The organism is Streptomyces sp. NPDC036984 (genome assembly GCF_055607665.1).
In genome coordinates, this window is record NZ_JBVJRL010000020.1 from 58058 (window position 1) to 74320 (window position 16263).

The 16263-nt window shown below is 72.1% G+C and carries 17 protein-coding genes; 13 read left to right on the top strand and 4 right to left on the bottom strand.

Features of this window, described 5'->3' with window-relative positions; all coding sequences use genetic code 11:
• Positions 1-177: 177 nt before the first annotated feature.
• The gene (locus tag ACZ7DL_RS29785; RefSeq protein ID WP_470778786.1) at positions 178-804 is read right to left on the bottom strand and encodes a TetR family transcriptional regulator; all 627 of its coding nucleotides are present in this window, start codon (positions 802-804) and stop codon (positions 178-180) included.
• 145 nt (positions 805-949) lie between these two features.
• Between ACZ7DL_RS29785 and ACZ7DL_RS29790 the strand changes: the two genes are divergently transcribed.
• The 3 genes from ACZ7DL_RS29790 to ACZ7DL_RS29800 all read left to right on the top strand — a co-directional run bounded on the left by ACZ7DL_RS29790 (position 950) and on the right by ACZ7DL_RS29800 (position 2720).
• Positions 950-1117 carry a hypothetical protein gene (locus tag ACZ7DL_RS29790; protein WP_470778787.1) on the top strand — a complete coding sequence of 56 codons (168 nt, stop codon included), beginning with the start codon at positions 950-952 and terminating at the stop codon, positions 1115-1117.
• A gap of 31 nt (positions 1118-1148) precedes the next feature.
• Complete coding sequence (locus ACZ7DL_RS29795; protein WP_470778789.1) at positions 1149-1427, top strand: DUF4190 domain-containing protein; 279 nt, start codon at positions 1149-1151, stop codon at positions 1425-1427.
• Between the two features lie 123 nt (positions 1428-1550).
• On the top strand, positions 1551-2720 hold the full coding sequence (locus tag ACZ7DL_RS29800; RefSeq protein ID WP_470778791.1) for a cysteine desulfurase family protein: 1170 nt from the start codon (positions 1551-1553) through the stop codon (positions 2718-2720).
• 4 nt (positions 2721-2724) lie between these two features.
• Here ACZ7DL_RS29800 and ACZ7DL_RS29805 read toward each other — a convergent pair whose 3' ends face one another.
• Positions 2725-3387: an N-acetylmuramoyl-L-alanine amidase gene (locus ACZ7DL_RS29805; RefSeq protein WP_470778792.1), complete on the bottom strand. Its 663-nt coding sequence runs from the start codon at positions 3385-3387 to the stop codon at positions 2725-2727.
• A 60-nt stretch (positions 3388-3447) separates the two neighbouring features.
• Here ACZ7DL_RS29805 and mnmA point away from each other — a divergent pair, with 60 nt between their 5' ends.
• On the top strand, positions 3448-4578 hold the full coding sequence (gene mnmA / locus ACZ7DL_RS29810; RefSeq protein WP_470778793.1) for a tRNA 2-thiouridine(34) synthase MnmA: 1131 nt from the start codon (positions 3448-3450) through the stop codon (positions 4576-4578).
• A gap of 15 nt (positions 4579-4593) precedes the next feature.
• Here mnmA and ACZ7DL_RS29815 read toward each other — a convergent pair whose 3' ends face one another.
• Together ACZ7DL_RS29815 and ACZ7DL_RS29820 are read right to left on the bottom strand one after the other, a co-directional pair.
• Positions 4594-5376 carry an alpha/beta fold hydrolase gene (locus ACZ7DL_RS29815; RefSeq protein WP_470778794.1) on the bottom strand — a complete coding sequence of 261 codons (783 nt, stop codon included), beginning with the start codon at positions 5374-5376 and terminating at the stop codon, positions 4594-4596.
• Between the two features lie 37 nt (positions 5377-5413).
• A complete protein-coding gene (locus ACZ7DL_RS29820; protein ID WP_470778797.1) occupies positions 5414-5737 on the bottom strand; it encodes a DUF427 domain-containing protein in 324 nt (107 codons plus the stop codon).
• A 65-nt stretch (positions 5738-5802) separates the two neighbouring features.
• On the opposite strand from ACZ7DL_RS29820, the gene ACZ7DL_RS29825 reads away from it, so the two are divergent.
• The 9 genes from ACZ7DL_RS29825 (at position 5803) to ACZ7DL_RS29865 (ending at position 16251) form a co-directional block, all read left to right on the top strand.
• Entirely contained in the window at positions 5803-6342 is a 540-nt protein-coding gene (locus ACZ7DL_RS29825; RefSeq protein ID WP_470778799.1) for an LOG family protein, read from the top strand.
• Positions 6343-6349: 7 nt separating this feature from the next.
• A complete protein-coding gene (locus tag ACZ7DL_RS29830; protein WP_470778800.1) occupies positions 6350-7048 on the top strand; it encodes an SDR family oxidoreductase in 699 nt (232 codons plus the stop codon).
• 111 nt (positions 7049-7159) lie between these two features.
• Positions 7160-8182, top strand: a complete 1023-nt coding sequence (locus ACZ7DL_RS29835; protein ID WP_470778802.1) for a helix-hairpin-helix domain-containing protein — start codon at positions 7160-7162, stop codon at positions 8180-8182.
• Positions 8183-8238: 56 nt separating this feature from the next.
• Complete coding sequence (locus ACZ7DL_RS29840; protein WP_470778804.1) at positions 8239-9246, top strand: methionine synthase; 1008 nt, start codon at positions 8239-8241, stop codon at positions 9244-9246.
• 15 nt (positions 9247-9261) lie between these two features.
• The gene (gene ligA / locus ACZ7DL_RS29845) at positions 9262-11457 is read left to right on the top strand and encodes an NAD-dependent DNA ligase LigA (protein ID WP_470778805.1); all 2196 of its coding nucleotides are present in this window, start codon (positions 9262-9264) and stop codon (positions 11455-11457) included.
• Between the two features lie 259 nt (positions 11458-11716).
• The gene (locus tag ACZ7DL_RS29850) at positions 11717-13954 is read left to right on the top strand and encodes a putative bifunctional diguanylate cyclase/phosphodiesterase (RefSeq protein ID WP_470778807.1); all 2238 of its coding nucleotides are present in this window, start codon (positions 11717-11719) and stop codon (positions 13952-13954) included.
• Between the two features lie 259 nt (positions 13955-14213).
• Positions 14214-14510 carry an Asp-tRNA(Asn)/Glu-tRNA(Gln) amidotransferase subunit GatC gene (gene gatC / locus ACZ7DL_RS29855; protein ID WP_004925108.1) on the top strand — a complete coding sequence of 99 codons (297 nt, stop codon included), beginning with the start codon at positions 14214-14216 and terminating at the stop codon, positions 14508-14510.
• A 5-nt stretch (positions 14511-14515) separates the two neighbouring features.
• Entirely contained in the window at positions 14516-16015 is a 1500-nt protein-coding gene (gene gatA, locus ACZ7DL_RS29860; protein WP_470778809.1) for an Asp-tRNA(Asn)/Glu-tRNA(Gln) amidotransferase subunit GatA, read from the top strand.
• Positions 16012-16251 (top strand): hypothetical protein, encoded by a 240-nt coding sequence (locus tag ACZ7DL_RS29865; RefSeq protein ID WP_470778811.1) that lies wholly within the window; start codon positions 16012-16014, stop codon positions 16249-16251. Before gatA ends, ACZ7DL_RS29865 begins: the two co-directional genes overlap by 4 nt.
• Positions 16252-16263 lie beyond the last annotated feature (12 nt).

Genomic DNA, 16263 nt, shown 5'->3' on the forward strand with positions numbered 1-16263 from the left:
GAGTCGCGCTTCACCCGTCCGGGGCGCCGTCGGGAGTGCCGTCCGGGGCTTCGGGGGTGCCGTCCGGAGCGCCTTCGGTAGCCGCCACGGTGAAGCCGAGCGGGACGCCCTCGGGTATGCCCGGCGGTGCGCCCGGCGGGCAGGGCGGGGGGGGCAGGCCCGGCGGGGCTGCCCGGCTCAGTCCAGCCAGTGGCTGCGGCCGATGCTGATGAGCCGCAGCTGGCGGGCGGCGAGTTGGGTCACCCGCTCCCGCTCCTCCGCCGGGGCCTCCAGGGCCTCCAGGAAGAGGGAGGCGGTGAGGAGCATCTGGTCGACGTAGAGATGCGCGAGCATCAGCAGGTCGTCGTCGCTCCAGCCCGCCGCCTCCGGGTCCTTGGCCAGCTCGACCTTGACCTCCTCGGCGAACCGGACCAGTTGGGCCCGGATGGCCTCGCGCACCGGCTGCACACCGCCGTGCCGTTCCCGGGCGATAAAACGGACATGTGCGGGGTACGCGTCTACGTGATGGGCGATCAGCTCGATGGCGCGCGCGATGCGTTCCGTACTGTCGCCCGTCGTGGACACCGTCGTCCGCACCATCGGGTGCAGGCTGCCCAGCGCCTCGTCGACCAGGGCTACACCGAGGTCGGCGGTCGAGCGGAAGTGCCGGTAGAAGGCGGTCGGGGCCACCCCGACGGCCCGGGTGACCTCGCGCAGGCCCAGGCTGCTGAGGCTTTGCTCCTCCAGCAGCACGAGCGCCGCGTCGAGGAACGCCTGCCGGGTCTTCTGCTTCTGGGCCTGCCGGATGCCGAGGGTGTGACTCATGTCATCCAGTTAACAACTGTTCTCTGGAATTGAAAAGCCGTCGAGCGCGCTAGACTCGAAGTCAGTGAACAACTGTTACTACAACTGTTCACCGAAACTTCACACCGGCTGAACACGAGGTATCTAGGAGGGGGGATCCGATCCCATGCTGTTCCTCGTCGCCGCACTCATGCTGCTCGGAGTCGTGCTGGGCACCGTCGCCCACGCACCGCTGACCGTCACCGCCGTCCTGGCCGCCGTCATCGGCGTCTGGCTCGCCGTCTTCGCGATCCGCGAGCGCCACGGCCGCCGTCGCCACACCTCGGCCAACTGACCACCGGAAAGGACCTCAGGAGCTGAGCATCATGCAACTCACCGCACCGGCCACCGGCCGCACCGACACCCGCCCGCGCCCGCGCGACGCCGACGGCATGGCCGTCGCGTCCTTCATCCTCGGCCTCCTCGGCCTGCTCGTCCTCAACCTCTTCCTCGGTCCGATCGCTATCGTCCTGGCCGCCGTCGCCCTCTGGCGCGGCACCGACCGCCGAGGCCGCGCCTACCTGGGCCTGACCCTGGGCATCGCGGACCTGGTGGTCCTGGTGACGGCGATGGAAATCTCCGGCACGGTCTCCTGGAGCCTGTGACACAGGGTTCCGCGGAGCGGGTGAGGAACGCCTGAGCCCCGAGGACGACGGGGCACCCCGACTCCGCTGCACCCCACTCGCCGCCAAAGCCGACGGCGAAGGCCCCGTAGAATCGGCCTCACCATGGCTTACCTCGACCACGCCGCGACAACCCCGATGCTCCCGGAGGCGGCAGAGGCACTCACCGCCCAGTTGAGCATCACGGGCAATGCCTCCTCCCTCCACGCATCCGGCCGCCAGGCCCGCCGCACGGTCGAGGAATCCCGCGAGACCCTTGCGGAAGCGCTCGGCGCCCGCCCCAGCGAGGTCGTCTTCACCTCGGGCGGCACCGAGGCCGACAACCTCGCCGTCAAGGGCCTGTACTGGGCCCGCCGTGCCGCCGACCCGGCCCGGACCCGCGTCCTGGCCAGCCCCGTCGAGCACCACGCCGTGCTGGACGCCGTGCACTGGCTCGGCGAGCACGAGGGCGCCACCGTCGAGTACCTCCCCGTCGACTCCTACGGCCGCGTCCACCCCGAGGCGCTGCGCGAGGCCATCGCCCGCAACCCCGACGACGTCGCCCTGGCCACCGTGATGTGGGCCAACAACGAGATCGGTACGGTCATGCCGATCCGCGAACTCGCGGACACCACCGCCGAGTTCGGGGTCCCGCTGCACGCCGACGCGGTCCAGGCGTTCGGTCAGGTCCCGGTCGGCTTCGACGCCTCGGGCCTCGCCGCGATGACGGTGTCGGGCCACAAGATCGGCGGCCCGTACGGCATCGGCGCCCTGATCCTCGGCCGGGAGTACACCCCCGTACCCGTCCTGCACGGCGGCGGCCAGGAGCGGCACGTCCGCTCGGGCACGCTGGACGTCCCGGCCGTCGCCTCCTTCGCCGTCGCCGGCCGGCTCGCCGCCGAGCAGCGCGCCTGGTTCGCCCGCGAGATCGGCGCCCTGCGCGACCAGCTGATCGACGCCGTGCGCGGCGCCGTACCGGACGCGATCCTCGGCGGCGACCCGGCGCCCGAGGGCCGGCTCCCGGCCAACGCCCACTTCACCTTCCCCGGCTGCGAGGGCGACTCCCTGCTGCTCCTGCTGGACGCCCAGGGCATCGAGTGCTCCACCGGCTCCGCCTGCACCGCGGGCGTCGCCCAGCCCAGCCACGTCCTGCTCGCCACCGGTACCGACCCGGACCTGGCCCGCGGCACCCTGCGCTTCTCGCTCGGCCACACGTCCACGGAGGCGGACGTGGAGGCGGTCGCCAAGGCGATCGGCCCGGCCGTGGAACGGGCCCGGGCGGCCGGACTGACGTGACCGCTCAGGGGCCTGCCCGGCGCACCTGCCGTAGGTAGCGGTCCCAGTCCCAGTGCGGGCCGGGGTCCGTGTGGTCCGTGCCCGGCACCTCCACGTGCCCGATGACGTGATCCCGGTCGGCGGGTATGCCGTAGCGCCGGCATATGGCCGCCGTCAGCCGCGCCGAGGACGCGTACATCGCGTCCGTGAAGGAGCGCGCCTCCTCCACGAAGCCCTCGTGCTCGATGCCGACACTGCGCTCGTTGTACTCCCGGTTGCCCGCGTGGAAGGCCACGTCCAGCTCGCGGATCAGCTGGGTGATCCGCCCGTCGCTGCGCACGATGTAGTGCGCCGCGGCGCCGTGCGCCGGGTCCTGGAAGGCCTTCACCGCCGAGGCGTAGCCGCCCTGCGTGACATGGACGACCACCCGGTCCACCCGGTAGTCCGCCGGCCGGTCCGCCCGCCGGTAGTTCGCCGACGAGGCCGCCACCCAGCGCGCGCCCCGGAAGTCGACCGCGCCCGCCACCCGCGGCTTGTCCACCCCCGGCAGCCGCCACCACAGCCGGGACAGCTCGTCCCGGGCCAGCGCCGCCGTGCCCACGGCCGCCGCGACCCCGCCGACGAGCAGGGCCCGCCGCCCGAGCCGCCGGTCGCCGTCGCCCGCTGTCGTCTCCGCCGTCGCCCCCATGTGATCGTCAACGGATATGCGGCGGACCTGGTTCCCGCGCCCCCGTACTCTGGAAGGGCTATGACTGACACCCCGCAGCGCACCCGCCCCCTCCGCGTCCTCGCCGCCATGTCCGGCGGAGTCGACTCCGCCGTCGCCGCCGCGCGCGCCGCGGAAGCAGGCCACGACGTCACCGGCGTCCACCTCGCGCTCTCCGCGAACCCGCAGTCCTTCCGTACCGGCGCGCGGGGCTGTTGCACCATCGAGGACTCGCGTGACGCCCGCCGCGCGGCCGACGTCATCGGCATCCCGTTCTACGTGTGGGACCTCGCCGACCGCTTCCGCGAGGACGTGGTCGAGGACTTCATCGCCGAGTACGAGGCCGGCCGCACCCCGAACCCGTGCCTGCGCTGCAACGAGAAGATCAAGTTCGCCGCGCTGCTGGACAAGGCGCTGGCCCTCGGCTTCGACGCCGTCTGCACCGGCCACTACGCCAAGGTGATCGTGAACGCGGACGGCTCCCGCGAGCTGCACCGGGCCTCCGACATGGCGAAGGACCAGTCGTACGTGCTGGGTGTGCTGGACGAGAAGCAGCTCGCGCACGCGCTGTTCCCGCTCGGCGACACGATCACCACCAAGGACGAGATCCGCGCGGAGGCCGAGCACCGCGGCCTGGCCGTGGCCAAGAAGCCCGACTCGCACGACATCTGCTTCATCGCCGACGGCGACACCCAGGGCTTCCTGGCCCGGCGACTCGGCAAGGCCGAGGGCGACATCGTGGACGAGTCCGGCGCCAAGCTGGGCACGCACGAGGGCGCGTACGGCTTCACGATCGGCCAGCGCAAGGGGCTCAGGATCGGGACCCCGGCCCCGGACGGCAAGCCGCGCTACGTCCTCGACATCTCCCCGGTGAACAACACGGTCACCGTCGGCCCGGCCGCCGCCCTGGACGTCACCGCCCTCACCGCGATCAAGCCGCGCTGGTGCGGCGCCGCCCCCACCGGCCCCGGCAGCTACACCGCCCAGCTGCGCGCCCACGGCGGCGAGACCGAGGTCACCGCCGAGCTGATCGACGGCGAACTGCGCGTGACCTTCACCGAGCCGGTCCGCGGAGTCGCCCCCGGCCAGGCGATCGTGCTGTACGACGGCACGCGCGTGGTGGGCTCGGCGACGATCGCGTCCACCACGCGCGCGACCGCGGCGGCCGTCTGAGCGCGCCCGGCGCTCCTACGCGGTGAGGAACTCCGCCAGCACCGGCCCCAGGACGTCCGGCTCCACCATGTGGGTCTGGCCCTCCAGGACCCGGTAGCTGCCCTCGGGCACGGTCTCCGCGATCTCGCGGGACGCCGTGCGCATCCACTCCGGGCTCGCGCCGCCCGCGACCGCGAGCACGGGCACGGGGATCGCGGCGAGCCGGTCCCGGGGGAGCAGGCCGTCGCCCATGACCGTGTCGTCGTAGGCGAGGCTGGGCGCGACGGCCTCCATGCCGGCCCACATCGGCGACTGGCGGGCGCCCCGGATCATCTCCTCGCCCAGGCCCGTCAGGCGCAGGAACAGCTCCACCGCGTCCCCGCGCCGGCCCTCCGCCAGCGCCTTGTTCAGCTGCTGCTTGTACGTGGCCTCCCGCGTGGTGCCGCCCTCCAGGTGGTCGGCGTACGGAACCTCGTACACCGCCGCACGGCGGACCGGCAGCCCGCCCGCCGCCGCCCGCAGGACCAGCGCGCCGCCCGAGGAGACCCCGAACAGCGCCGCGTCGCCGCCCACCGCGTCGAGCAGCGCGGCCAGGTCCTCGATCTCACGCTCGACCGCGTAGGGCGCCGTGTCCCCGCTCTCGCCGCGGCCCCGGCGGTCGTAGACGACCGCCGTGCAGCGGTCCGCGAGGCGCTGGGCCAGGGGTGCCACGGTGCCGCCGGTGGACATCGCGCCGCTCACCAGGATCACCGTGGGCCCCTGGCCGGTCACTCGGTACGCGAGAGAGGTTCCGTCCCGGGAAGTCGTCTTCTTGTCCATGGCCGTGCAGACTGCCGCACGGCACGGCACTCGCCGGTCACGACACGTCGGCTTCGTAGAAGCAGTAGTGGTCCTTGATCTCGGTCACGCCGGGCTCGGGATCCGGATAGGCCCAGACGAGATCGGGCGCGTCCGGCAGCGACCAGTAGGACGCCGTGCCCTTGAAGGGGCAGACGGTGTGCGTGTCGGAGGGCGTCAGCAGATCCAGGCGTACGTCCTCGGCGGGGATGTAGTACCGCACCGGACAGCCCGTCTCGCGCAGTTCCAGGGGGCGGTCGGTCTCCGCGAGCACCAGGTCGCCGTGCACCACGCGCACGTGCCGCTCGCTCTTCTCGATCGTGATCGTGTGTCCTCGGGTCATGTCGGGTCAGCACCGGACGGGCCGCGCTTCTTCCCGCCCGGCGCGGGGACCGTACGGTGGAGGCCATGAACATCTGCGTCTTCCTGTCCGCCGCCGACCTCGACGAGCGTTACACGCGCCCCGCGCGCGAGTTCGCGGAACTGATCGGGAAGGCCGGCCACACCCTGGTCTGGGGCGGCTCCGACGTCGGTCTGATGAAGGTGGTCGCCGACGGTGTGCACGAGGCGGGCGGCAGGCTGCTGGGCGTCTCCGTGGAGTTCCTGGCGAACAAGGCCCGCCCCGGTGCCGACGAGATGGTCATCGCGGCCGACCTCGCCGAGCGCAAGAAGCTGCTGCTGGAGAGGGCCGACGCCGTGGTGATCATGGTGGGCGGCACGGGCACGCTGGACGAGGCCACCGAGATCCTGGAGCTGAAGAAGCACGGCCGCACCGAGAAGCCGGTCGTGCTGCTGAACACGGCGGGCTTCTACGACGGCCTGCGCGAGCAGTTCCTCCGGATGGAGGCCGAGGGCTTCCTGCCCCGCCCGCTGGCCGAACTGGTCTTCTTCGCGGACGAGCCGGTCGGGGCGCTGGCCTACCTGGAGGAGCAGCTGGGCGTCCGGTGATGCGAGCATGGCGGGCATGGCTACTCATGTGATCACCGGGGCCGGTTCCGGCATCGGCGCGGCCGTGGCCCGCCGGCTGCACGCGCGCGGGGACGACGTCGTGCTGCACGCGCGCGACGCGGGCCGCGCGAAGGAACTGGCGGCCGAGTTCCCCGGCGCGCGCACCCTGGTCGGCGACCTCGCGGACCCCGACAAGCTGTCCTGGGCGTTCTCCCACCAGACGCTGCCCGACCGCGTGGACTCCCTGCTGCACATCGCCGGTGTCGTCGACCTCGGCGACGTCGGCGACCTGACCCCGAAGTCCTGGCGCCACCAGCTCAACGTCAATCTCATCGCACCGGCCGAGCTGACCCGGCACTTCCTTCCGCAGCTGCGGGCGGCCCGCGGCCATGTGATCTTCGTCAACTCCGGCGCCGGTCTCAGCGCCCACGCCGGCTGGTCCGCCTACGCGGCCTCCAAGCACGGCCTGAAGGCTCTCGCCGACTCGCTGCGCCAGGAGGAGCACGCGGCCGGCGTCCGCGTCACCTCCGTCTACCCGGGCCGCACCGCCAGCCCCATGCAGGCCAAGGTCCACCAGCAGGAGGGCAAGGAGTACGACGAGTCGAAGTGGATCGCCCCCGAGTCGGTGGCCACGACGATCCTGATGGCCCTGGACCTGCCGAGGGACGCGGAGGTCAACGACCTGACGGTACGGCCGGGGCGGTGACCTCCCGGCGGGGAACGTGATCGGCCTACCGCCCGTCGGCAGGCCGGCCGGGCAGGCCGGACGTGCTGTTACCTTGAGGGCTTCGCATGATCGGACGGGGGAGGAACGGCCGTGCTGTGGGGGGAGGAGCGCGTCGAACTCGGACCTGCGCTCCGCAAGAGGCTGGCCCGGGCGGGAGTGCCGGGGATCGACGAGTTGCTCGCGCTGAACGAGCGTGAGCTCGGGGCGCTGAGCGGCATCGGCCCGACCACCGTGACGGAGACAGTCGAGCGGCTCGCGGGGGCGGGCCTGTCGCTCGCGCCAGACCCGTACGCCGCCTACGAGTGCGCCCGGCACTCGGAGCCCGCCCGGGACGCCGAGTTGCGCTCGTACTTCCTGTGCGGGGAGTGCCGTGACGCGTACCGGTCCCGCTCCTTCGGCGACCGCCCTCCTGTCTGGGTGTCGGGCGAGCGCATCGAGGGCTACTGCGGCCACTGCAACGTCCTGGCCGGGGTCCGCCTCACCCAGTGGTTCCTCTGCGGCACCTGTGACCGGGTGATGAGGTCCATAGGGCGCGGCATGGCCTCGGCCCGGTTCGTGGCGGCCTCCTGGGCGGCGGTCTTCGGCGAGGAACCCGTCCTCACACTGAGTGAGACCGATCCCGTCGAACTGCGGCCCAGGGGAAAGCGCTCGGACGCCGACCGCGTGGCGAGCGCGGACTTCGTGGCCAGTCGTCCCACCGGGGAGCCCGTGCTGGGCCTGGAACTGAAGAGCGGCCGCAGCGCCCTGCCGCACGGCGGGATCGGGGCCCCCATGAGCACGTTCCAACTCGACACGACCGACTGCGACGACATCGCGGCCGCGGCCGGCAGTCTGAACGCCCCGGTCTTCCTCATCCATGCCCAGGTCATCGGGCGAGCGCACGCACCCACCGAGCGCTACGAGGGGGTGGGCCTGTGGTTCGCCCGGCCGTGGGACCTGGCTCAGCACATGAGCGCGATCCGGCAGAGGCCACGGGAGACCCGCGAAGCCGCGTACTTCCGGCCGATCGCCTTCCGCCCGTTCCACGAGTTCCCGGAGTACGTCCGAACCGGCCTCGACAGCGATCTGGAACGCATGCGCAGCACCGGCTTCCCCCAGCTGTACAGCCGCTAGACCGCGGTGATACACCGGCCGGCCGACCGGCCCCGGCCGGGGCTTACGCTTCCCTGGTGAGCGAAAACAGCCAGTTCAGGTTCCGGGGGGCCACCGGCGTCGGTTCCCTGCCCGGCGGGGACGCGAGGGAAGCGGCCAAGACCGTCACCGGCAGCTTCGAGGACTTCCCGTTCCTCGCCGAGCTGCCCGCGCGCGGACCCGGCGCCGACATGATCGGCCGTACCGCCGGGATGCTGGTCGAGCTGTACGCGCGCGTGGAGCCCAGCGGCTGGCGGATCGGGGACCGGCCCGGCCGGGACACCAGGCGGGCGCGGTCCTGGCTGGGCCAGGACCTGGACGCCCTGGAGGAGTTCACCCAGGACTACGAGGGCGATCTGAAGGTGCAGGCCGTCGGGCCGTGGACGCTGGCCGCCGCCCTGGAGCTGAGGAACGGCGAGGCCGCCCTGTCCGACCCGGGCGCGTGCCGCGACCTCGCCGCCTCCCTGGGAGAGGGCCTGCGCCTGCACCTCGCCGAGGTGCAGCGCCGCGTGCCCGGCGCCCGGCTCGTGCTGCAGCTCGACGAACCCTCCCTCACCGCCGTCCTGCGCGGGCAGGTGAAGTCCGCCAGCGGCTACCGCACGCACCGCGCCGTGGACCGGCAGATCGTGGAGGCGACGCTGCGGGACGTCGTCGGCGCGCACGGTGGCGGACCCGTGGTCGTGCACTCCTGCGCGCCGGACGTGCCCTTCGCCCTGTTGCGCAGGGCCGGTGCCACCGCCGTCTCCTTCGACTTCTCGCTCCTCACCGAGCGTGACGACGAGGTGATCGGCGAGGCCGTCGAGGCCGGCACCCGGCTGTTCGCCGGTGTCGTCCCGGGCACGGACGGCCCGTTGTCAGACCCTGCCGGTAGCGTCATGGGTGTCAGGACGCTGTGGCGCAGGCTGGGGCTGCATCCGGGGTTGCTCACGGAGGCGGTCACGGTCACCCCGGCGTGCGGTCTGGCGGGGGCCTCTCCCGCCTATGCGCGCCAGGCGCTCGCCCACTGCGTCCGGGCGGCGAGATCCCTCGCGGACAACCCAGAGTAACGGGAGGACAACACGGTGGCCGGCGACAAGCAGGCGGAGACGACGGCGGTGCCCGCCGAGGCCCGCGACAAGCACGCGCAGCTGGCGGAGCAGGTCGAGGAGCACCGCTTCCGGTACTACGTGAAGGACGCTCCGGTCATCAGCGACGCGGAGTTCGACAAGCTCCTGAAGTCTCTGGAGGCCCTGGAGGGGGAGTATCCGGAGCTGCGCACCCCGGACTCGCCGACCCAGAAGGTCGCGGGGTCGTACGCGACGGAGTTCACCGCGGTCGAGCACCGCCAGCGGATGCTGTCGCTGGACAACACCTTCAACGACGACGAGCTGGCCGCCTGGTCCGACCGCATCGCCAAGGAACTGGGCGACCAGGAGTACCACTTCCTGTGCGAGCTGAAGGTGGACGGCCTGGCGGTCAACCTCACGTACGAGAACGGCCGTCTCACGCGCGCGGCCACCCGTGGCGACGGCCGCACCGGCGAGGACATCACGCCGAACGTCCGCACGATCGCGGAGATCCCGGACCGCCTCGCGGGCGACAAGGTGCCCGACCTGGTGGAGATCCGCGGCGAGGTCTACTTCCCGATGGAGAAGTTCCTGGAGCTGAACGAACGCCTGGTCGCGGCCGGCGACAAGCCCTTCGCCAACCCCCGCAACGCGGCCGCCGGTTCGCTGCGCCAGAAGGACCCGCGGGTCACCGCCACCCGCCCGCTGCACATGGTGGTCCACGGCATCGGCGCCCTGGAGGGCTTCACGGGCATGACCCGCCTCTCCCAGGCGTACGACCTGCTCAAGACCTGGGGCCTGCCCACCTCCCGGCACAACCGCGTGGTCGACGGCCTCGACGGCGTACGGGAGTTCATCGCGCACTACGGCGAGAACCGCCACTCCGTGGAGCACGAGATCGACGGTGTCGTGGTGAAGCTGGACGAGATCCGCCTCCAGGGGCGGCTCGGCTCCACCGCGCGGGCTCCCCGCTGGGCGATCGCCTACAAGTACGCGCCGGAAGAGGTCAACACCAAGCTCATCGACATCAAGGTGGGCGTCGGCCGCACCGGCCGGGTCACGCCGTACGCCCAGGTCGAGCCGGTCACGGTCGCGGGCAGCGAGGTGGAGTTCGCCACCCTGCACAACCAGGAGGTCGTCAAGGCCAAGGGCGTCCTCATCGGTGACACCGTCGTCATCCGCAAGGCCGGTGACGTCATTCCGGAGATCCTCGGCCCGGTGGTCGACCTGCGGGACGGCAGCGAGCGGGAGTTCGTGATGCCGGGCGAGTGCCCCGAGTGCGGGACGCCGCTGCGGCCCATGAAGGAGGGCGACATCGACCTCCGCTGCCCGAACGCCCGTACCTGCCCGGCCCAGTTGCGGGAGCGAGTGTCGTATCTGGCGGGCCGTGAGTGCCTGGACATCGAGCACTTCGGCGGGGTGGCCGCCGCCGCGCTCACCCGTCCGCTGGAGCCGGCCGATCCGCCGCTGGTCGACGAGGGCGACCTGTTCGACCTGACGGTGGAGAAGCTGCTGCCCATCAAGGCGTACGTCCTCGACCCGGACAGCGGCCTGCCCAAGCGTGACCCCAAGACCGGCGAGGAGAAGGTCGTCACGGTCTTCGCCAACCAGAAGGGCGAGCCGAAGAAGAACACCCTCGCCCTGCTGGCGAACATCGAGGCGGCCAAGTCCCGTCCGCTGGCCCGCTTCCTGAACGGGCTGTCCATCCGGCATGTGGGGCCGGTGGCCGCGCAGGCCCTCGCCCGCGAGTTCCGCTCCATCGACCGCATCGAGCAGGCGACCGAGCAGGATCTGGCGGCCACCGACGGTGTGGGCCCGATCATCGCCGCCGCGCTCAAGGAGTGGTTCGCCGAGGACTGGCACCGTGAGATCGTCCGCAAGTGGAAGGCCGCGGGAGTCCCGCTGGAGGAGCAGTCCTCCGGCGAGGACGAGGGGCCGCGTCCGCTGGAGGGGCTCACGGTCGTCGTCACCGGCACGCTGGAGAACTACACCCGGGACGGCGCCAAGGAGGCGCTGCAGAGCCGGGGCGCGAAGGTGACCGGTTCGGTTTCGAAGAAGACCTCGTTCGTCGTTGTGGGTGACAACCCGGGATCGAAGTACGACAAGGCCATGCAACTGAAGGTTCCGGTTCTGGGGGAGGACGGTTTCGGCGTTCTCTTGCAGCACGGCCCCGAAGCAGCGGCCGAAGTCGCGCTTCCGACCGGGGAGTAGCGGTTGAAGGCCACCCGATCGGCGCATATCAGATGCATACGGGTGGCCCGGGCGCATTCGGGCAACCGTCGGAGACCGCTGCCCGTGGAAGCCTTCCGCGGCCTACTGTTGAGGTGTGCGCCTGCCGTGCCCAGCTGCGGCTGGGGCATCTCCGTGCTCTGCAGAGGTGCGGGGAAGGTTTCTTCGACGCGGAGCTGCTGATGGTTGTCGGTCATCGGGCCGCGTGGCGTGGGCACCGCCGGCTGTGAGAGGGACGGGAATGGAACCGACCGAGAGCGCCGCCCCGGACTCATGGCTGCGCCTGCGCCGCCGCGCGGGCGCGTGGCGGGGGAACCGGTGGACCGGGCGGGCCGACGGACGGACGGGCGTGCAGCCGCGTCCGGCCGGACCGGGCACCGCCGTCGAGGCCCGCACCCCCCTGCCGCCGGCCATCGAGCCCGCACCCGGCCTGACCGACGCGGACACCGAACGGAACCTGCCCTGGCCGGCCCTGCCCGCGACCGTCGTCGCCGCGGCCGGACTCGCCCTCGGCGCCGGCTTCTACCGCGCCTACACCCACCACCACGCCCTCTTCCCCGGCGGCACGGTCGGCTGGGCACTGGCCCTGCTCACCGGCGTCATCGTCGGCCACCTGGTCATGCTGGGCCGCGCCCGCTGGTGGGGCGGCACCGGCTCGGGTGCCGCCCTCACCCTCGCCGTCCTGCTGCTGTACGGCTGGGTGCCCGCCGGCCTGGTCAGCCTCACCGTCGTCGTCCTGGTCGGCATCGCCCGCCGGCACCGCTGGCGGCAGGGCGTGCTGCACGGCGCGGTGGACGTCCTCGGCATCGGCGTCGGCGCCCTGCTGCTGGGCGCGTTCGGCCGGGTCCCGAGCGTCGAGGAGCCCTGGCGGCCCGACAGCTGGAGCGTCGCCACCGTGCCCGAGGTGGTCCTCGTCGCCGTCGCCTATCTCGCCGTCAGCCGCGGCCTGCTGTGGTACCTGCACGCCCCGCGCGGCGGGCTGCCCACCATCGCCCGCACCGCCCTGGTCAGACAGGGTCTGGTCGCCGTCGCGCTGCTCGGCATCGCGCCGCTGGTGTGCGTCGTCGCGGACGCCCAGCCCATCCTGCTCCCGCTGTTCGCCATCCCGCTCATCGCCCTGGACTCCACGCTCTGGATGGCCCGCGCCCGCGCCGAGGAGCAGCTGCGCGACCCGCTGACCGGGTTGCCCAACCGGCAGTGGCTGCTGGAGCGGATCTGGACCGCCCTGGACGACGCCGACCGCATCGGCGCCCGCGCCGCGCTCATGCTGATCGACCTCGATCGCTTCCGGTCGGTGAACGACACTCTCGGTCATCTGGCCGGCGACCGGCTGCTGCTCCAGATAGCCGACCGGCTGCGGCTCGCGCTGCCGCGCGGGGCCGAGGCCGCCCGGCTCGGCGGTGACGAGTTCGCCGTCTTACTCCCCGTCGCCGACTCCACCACGTCGGCCACGCGCGTCGCCCGCGGCCTCGTCACCGCCCTCAGCTCCCCGCTCGACCTGGACGGGCTCACCCTCGTCCTGGAGGCCAGCGCCGGCGTCGCCGTCTTCCCCGATCACGCACTCGACGCCGAAGGACTGCTGCGCCGCGCCGACGTCGCGATGTACCAGGCGAAGCGGGACCGCACGGGCGTCGAGGTCTACGAGTCCAAGCGGGACTCCAACACCCCCGACCGCCTCGGCCTGCTCGGCGACCTGCGCCGGGCGCTGGACGCGCACGAGGTGCAGCTCCACTACCAGCCCAAGGTCCGCTTCGACGGACAGGTCGCCGGCCTGGAGGCGCTGGTCCGCTGGGTGCATCCCGAGCGCGGGAAGGTTCCGCCGGACGAGTTCATAGCGATAGCCGAGTCCTCGGGGCTGATGCCCCACCTCACCGAGTACGTGCTGGAGACCGCGCTCGGTCAGGTCGCCAAGTGGCGCGCGCAGGGCCTGCGGGTCCCGGTCGCCGTCAACGTCTCCCCGCGCGATGTCCACACACCCGGCTTCGCCGGATCCGTCGCCGCCCGGCTGGCCCGGCACGGGGTCCCCGCCGGAGCGCTTCAGCTGGAGATAACGGAACACGTGCTGCTGGAGGATCCGCAGCGGGCCGCCGACACCCTCGCCGGGCTCACCGGCCACGGCGTGAAGATGTCCCTGGACGACTTCGGCACCGGGTACTCGTCCCTGGTGCACCTGCGGCGGCTGCCGGTCAGCGAGCTGAAGATCGACCGCTCTTTCGTGGCCCGGCTGGCCGTCGACGCCGAGGACGCCGAGATCGTTCGGTGCACCGTCGACCTGGCCCATTCGCTGGGTCTCCTCGTCGTCGCCGAGGGCGTGGAGGACGACGAGACCTGGGAGCGGCTGCGCGACCTGGGCTGTGACGCGGTGCAGGGGTGGCTGGTGGCCGCGGCGATGCCTCCGGAGGAGACGACCGCGTGGCTGCGGGCCCGCGGTTCGCGGGGGTGGCAGCGGTCGCCTGCGGCGCTTCCGGCCGCGGAATAGCTTTACCACCCGCCCGCCGAACAGCTTTCCACCTGCCCGCCCGCCCCTTCCATTCGGCCGGCTGGTGGCCCTCTGCCCGGGCCGTCGGGCCGCGTCGGCGGGTGCGCGTCCGCCCTGGTTGCTCGCGCAGTTCCCCGCGCCGCTGCGGGGCCCGCGGTGCCGGTGAGACCCAGGCCGCGCGAAACCGTTTCACGCGCACCGGGGCCCGCCCCATAGGATTGGGCCCAAACCACACACACTCACCCCAGAGGATCGCTGCATGCCTGGCATCACGCGCGAGGAGGTCGCCCACCTCGCCCGGCTGGCGCGTCTGGAGCTGAAGCCCGAAGAACTCGACCACTTCGCGGGACAGCTTGACGACATCATCGGCGCGGTCGCCCGCGTCAGCGAGGTCGCCGACCAAGACGTACCGCCGACCTCGCACCCGCTCCCGCTGACGAACGTCATGCGGCCGGACGAGGTCCGTCCCTCGCTCACCCCCGAGCAGGCGCTCTCCGGCGCCCCCGCCCAGGAGCAGCAGCGTTTCAAGGTGCCGCAGATCCTGGGGGAGGAGTGACCACCATGACGGACAGCAACATCATCAAGCTCACGGCGGCGCAGATCGCCGAGAAGATCGCCTCCGGCGAGCTGACGGCCGTCCAGGTCACCGAGGCCCACCTCGCCCGGATCGAGGCCGTCGACGAGAAGGTGCACGCCTTCCTGCACGTCGACCGCGAGGGCGCTCTCGCCCAGGCCCGCGCCGTGGACGAGAAGCGCGAGCGCGGCGAGAAGCTCGGCCCGCTGGCCGGCGTCCCGCTCGCACTCAAGGACATCTTCACCACCGAGGGCGTGCCCACGACCGTCGGCTCGAAGATCCTCGAGGGCTGGATCCCGCCGTACGACGCGACGCTCACCAAGCGGCTGAAGGCCGCCGACGTCGTCATCCTCGGCAAGACCAACATGGACGAGTTCGCCATGGGGTCCTCCACCGAGAACAGCGCCTACGGCCCGACCGGCAACCCGTGGGACCTCACCAAGATCCCCGGCGGCTCCGGCGGCGGTTCGAGCGCCGCCCTCGCCGCCTTCCAGGCCCCGCTCGCCATCGGCACCGACACCGGCGGCTCGATCCGCCAGCCGGCCGCCGTCACCGGCACGGTCGGCGTGAAGCCGACGTACGGCGCGGTGTCCCGGTACGGCATGGTCGCCTTCTCCTCCTCCCTCGACCAGGGCGGCCCCTGCGCCCGTACGGTCCTGGACGCGGCGCTGCTGCACGAGGTGATCGCCGGCCACGACCCGCTGGACTCCACCTCCATCGACGCCCCGGTCCCGCCGGTGGTCGAGGCCGCCCGCAACGGCAGCGTCGCGGGCATGCGCGTCGGCGTGGTCAAGCAGTTCCGCGGCGAGGGCTACCAGGCCGGTGTCATCCAGCGCTTCGACGAGTCCGTCGAGTTGCTGAAGGAACTGGGCGCCGAGATCGTCGAGCTGGACTGCCCGTCCTTCGACCTCGCCCTGTCGGCGTACTACCTGATCGCCCCGTCCGAGTGCTCCTCCAACCTCGCCCGCTTCGACGGCCTGCGCTACGGCCTGCGTGCCGGCGACGACGGCAGCCACTCGGCCGAGGAGGTCACCTCCCTCACCCGTGAGGCGGGCTTCGGCCCCGAGGTCAAGCGCCGCATCATGCTCGGCACGTACGCGCTCAGCTCCGGCTACTACGACGCGTACTACGGCTCCGCGCAGAAGGTCCGTACGCTCATCAAGCAGGACTTCGACAAGGCGTTCGAGCAGGTCGACGTGATCGTCTCCCCGACGACCCCGACCACCGCCTTCCCGATCGGCGAGCGTGCCGACGACCCGATGGCGATGTACCTCGCGGACCTGTGCACCATCCCGACCAACCTGGCGGGCAACGCGGCCATGTCCCTGCCCTGCGGTCTCGCCCCGGAGGACAACCTCCCGGTCGGTCTGCAGATCATCGCCCCGGTGATGAAGGACGACCGGCTGTACAAGGTGGGCGCCGCCGTCGAGGCCGCCTTCGTGGAAAAGTGGGGTCACCCGCTGCTGGAGGAGGCTCCGTCGCTGTGAGCGCACTGACCAAGGCCAAGGGCTTCAAGAAGTCCAAGTCCGGTACGTACCTGTCCATGGCCGCCACCGCGTTCGGCGCGGTCGGCGCCATGAAGCAGATCAAGAAGGCCCGCGCCGAGAACGACACGCTGCGGCTGGTCGACGCGGTCGTCACCACCGCCGGCATCGTCACCGGCCTCGCCATGCTCTACCGCGAGCTGAAGCGGCTGGGCGACGACGACGTCCTGCTGGGCTGAGAGGGAAGTTTT

Coding starts and splice junctions, on each gene's coding strand:
- ACZ7DL_RS29785 (WP_470778786.1), bottom strand. CDS start 804: ATGAGTCACACCCTCGGCATCCGGCAGGCCCAGAAGCAGAAGACCCGG.
- ACZ7DL_RS29790 (WP_470778787.1), top strand. CDS start 950: ATGCTGTTCCTCGTCGCCGCACTCATGCTGCTCGGAGTCGTGCTGGGC.
- ACZ7DL_RS29795 (WP_470778789.1), top strand. CDS start 1,149: ATGCAACTCACCGCACCGGCCACCGGCCGCACCGACACCCGCCCGCGC.
- ACZ7DL_RS29800 (WP_470778791.1), top strand. CDS start 1,551: ATGGCTTACCTCGACCACGCCGCGACAACCCCGATGCTCCCGGAGGCG.
- ACZ7DL_RS29805 (WP_470778792.1), bottom strand. CDS start 3,387: ATGGGGGCGACGGCGGAGACGACAGCGGGCGACGGCGACCGGCGGCTC.
- mnmA (WP_470778793.1), top strand. CDS start 3,448: ATGACTGACACCCCGCAGCGCACCCGCCCCCTCCGCGTCCTCGCCGCC.
- ACZ7DL_RS29815 (WP_470778794.1), bottom strand. CDS start 5,376: ATGGACAAGAAGACGACTTCCCGGGACGGAACCTCTCTCGCGTACCGA.
- ACZ7DL_RS29820 (WP_470778797.1), bottom strand. CDS start 5,737: ATGACCCGAGGACACACGATCACGATCGAGAAGAGCGAGCGGCACGTG.
- ACZ7DL_RS29825 (WP_470778799.1), top strand. CDS start 5,803: ATGAACATCTGCGTCTTCCTGTCCGCCGCCGACCTCGACGAGCGTTAC.
- ACZ7DL_RS29830 (WP_470778800.1), top strand. CDS start 6,350: ATGGCGGGCATGGCTACTCATGTGATCACCGGGGCCGGTTCCGGCATC.
- ACZ7DL_RS29850 (WP_470778807.1), top strand. CDS start 11,717: ATGGAACCGACCGAGAGCGCCGCCCCGGACTCATGGCTGCGCCTGCGC.
- gatC (WP_004925108.1), top strand. CDS start 14,214: ATGCCTGGCATCACGCGCGAGGAGGTCGCCCACCTCGCCCGGCTGGCG.
- gatA (WP_470778809.1), top strand. CDS start 14,516: ATGACGGACAGCAACATCATCAAGCTCACGGCGGCGCAGATCGCCGAG.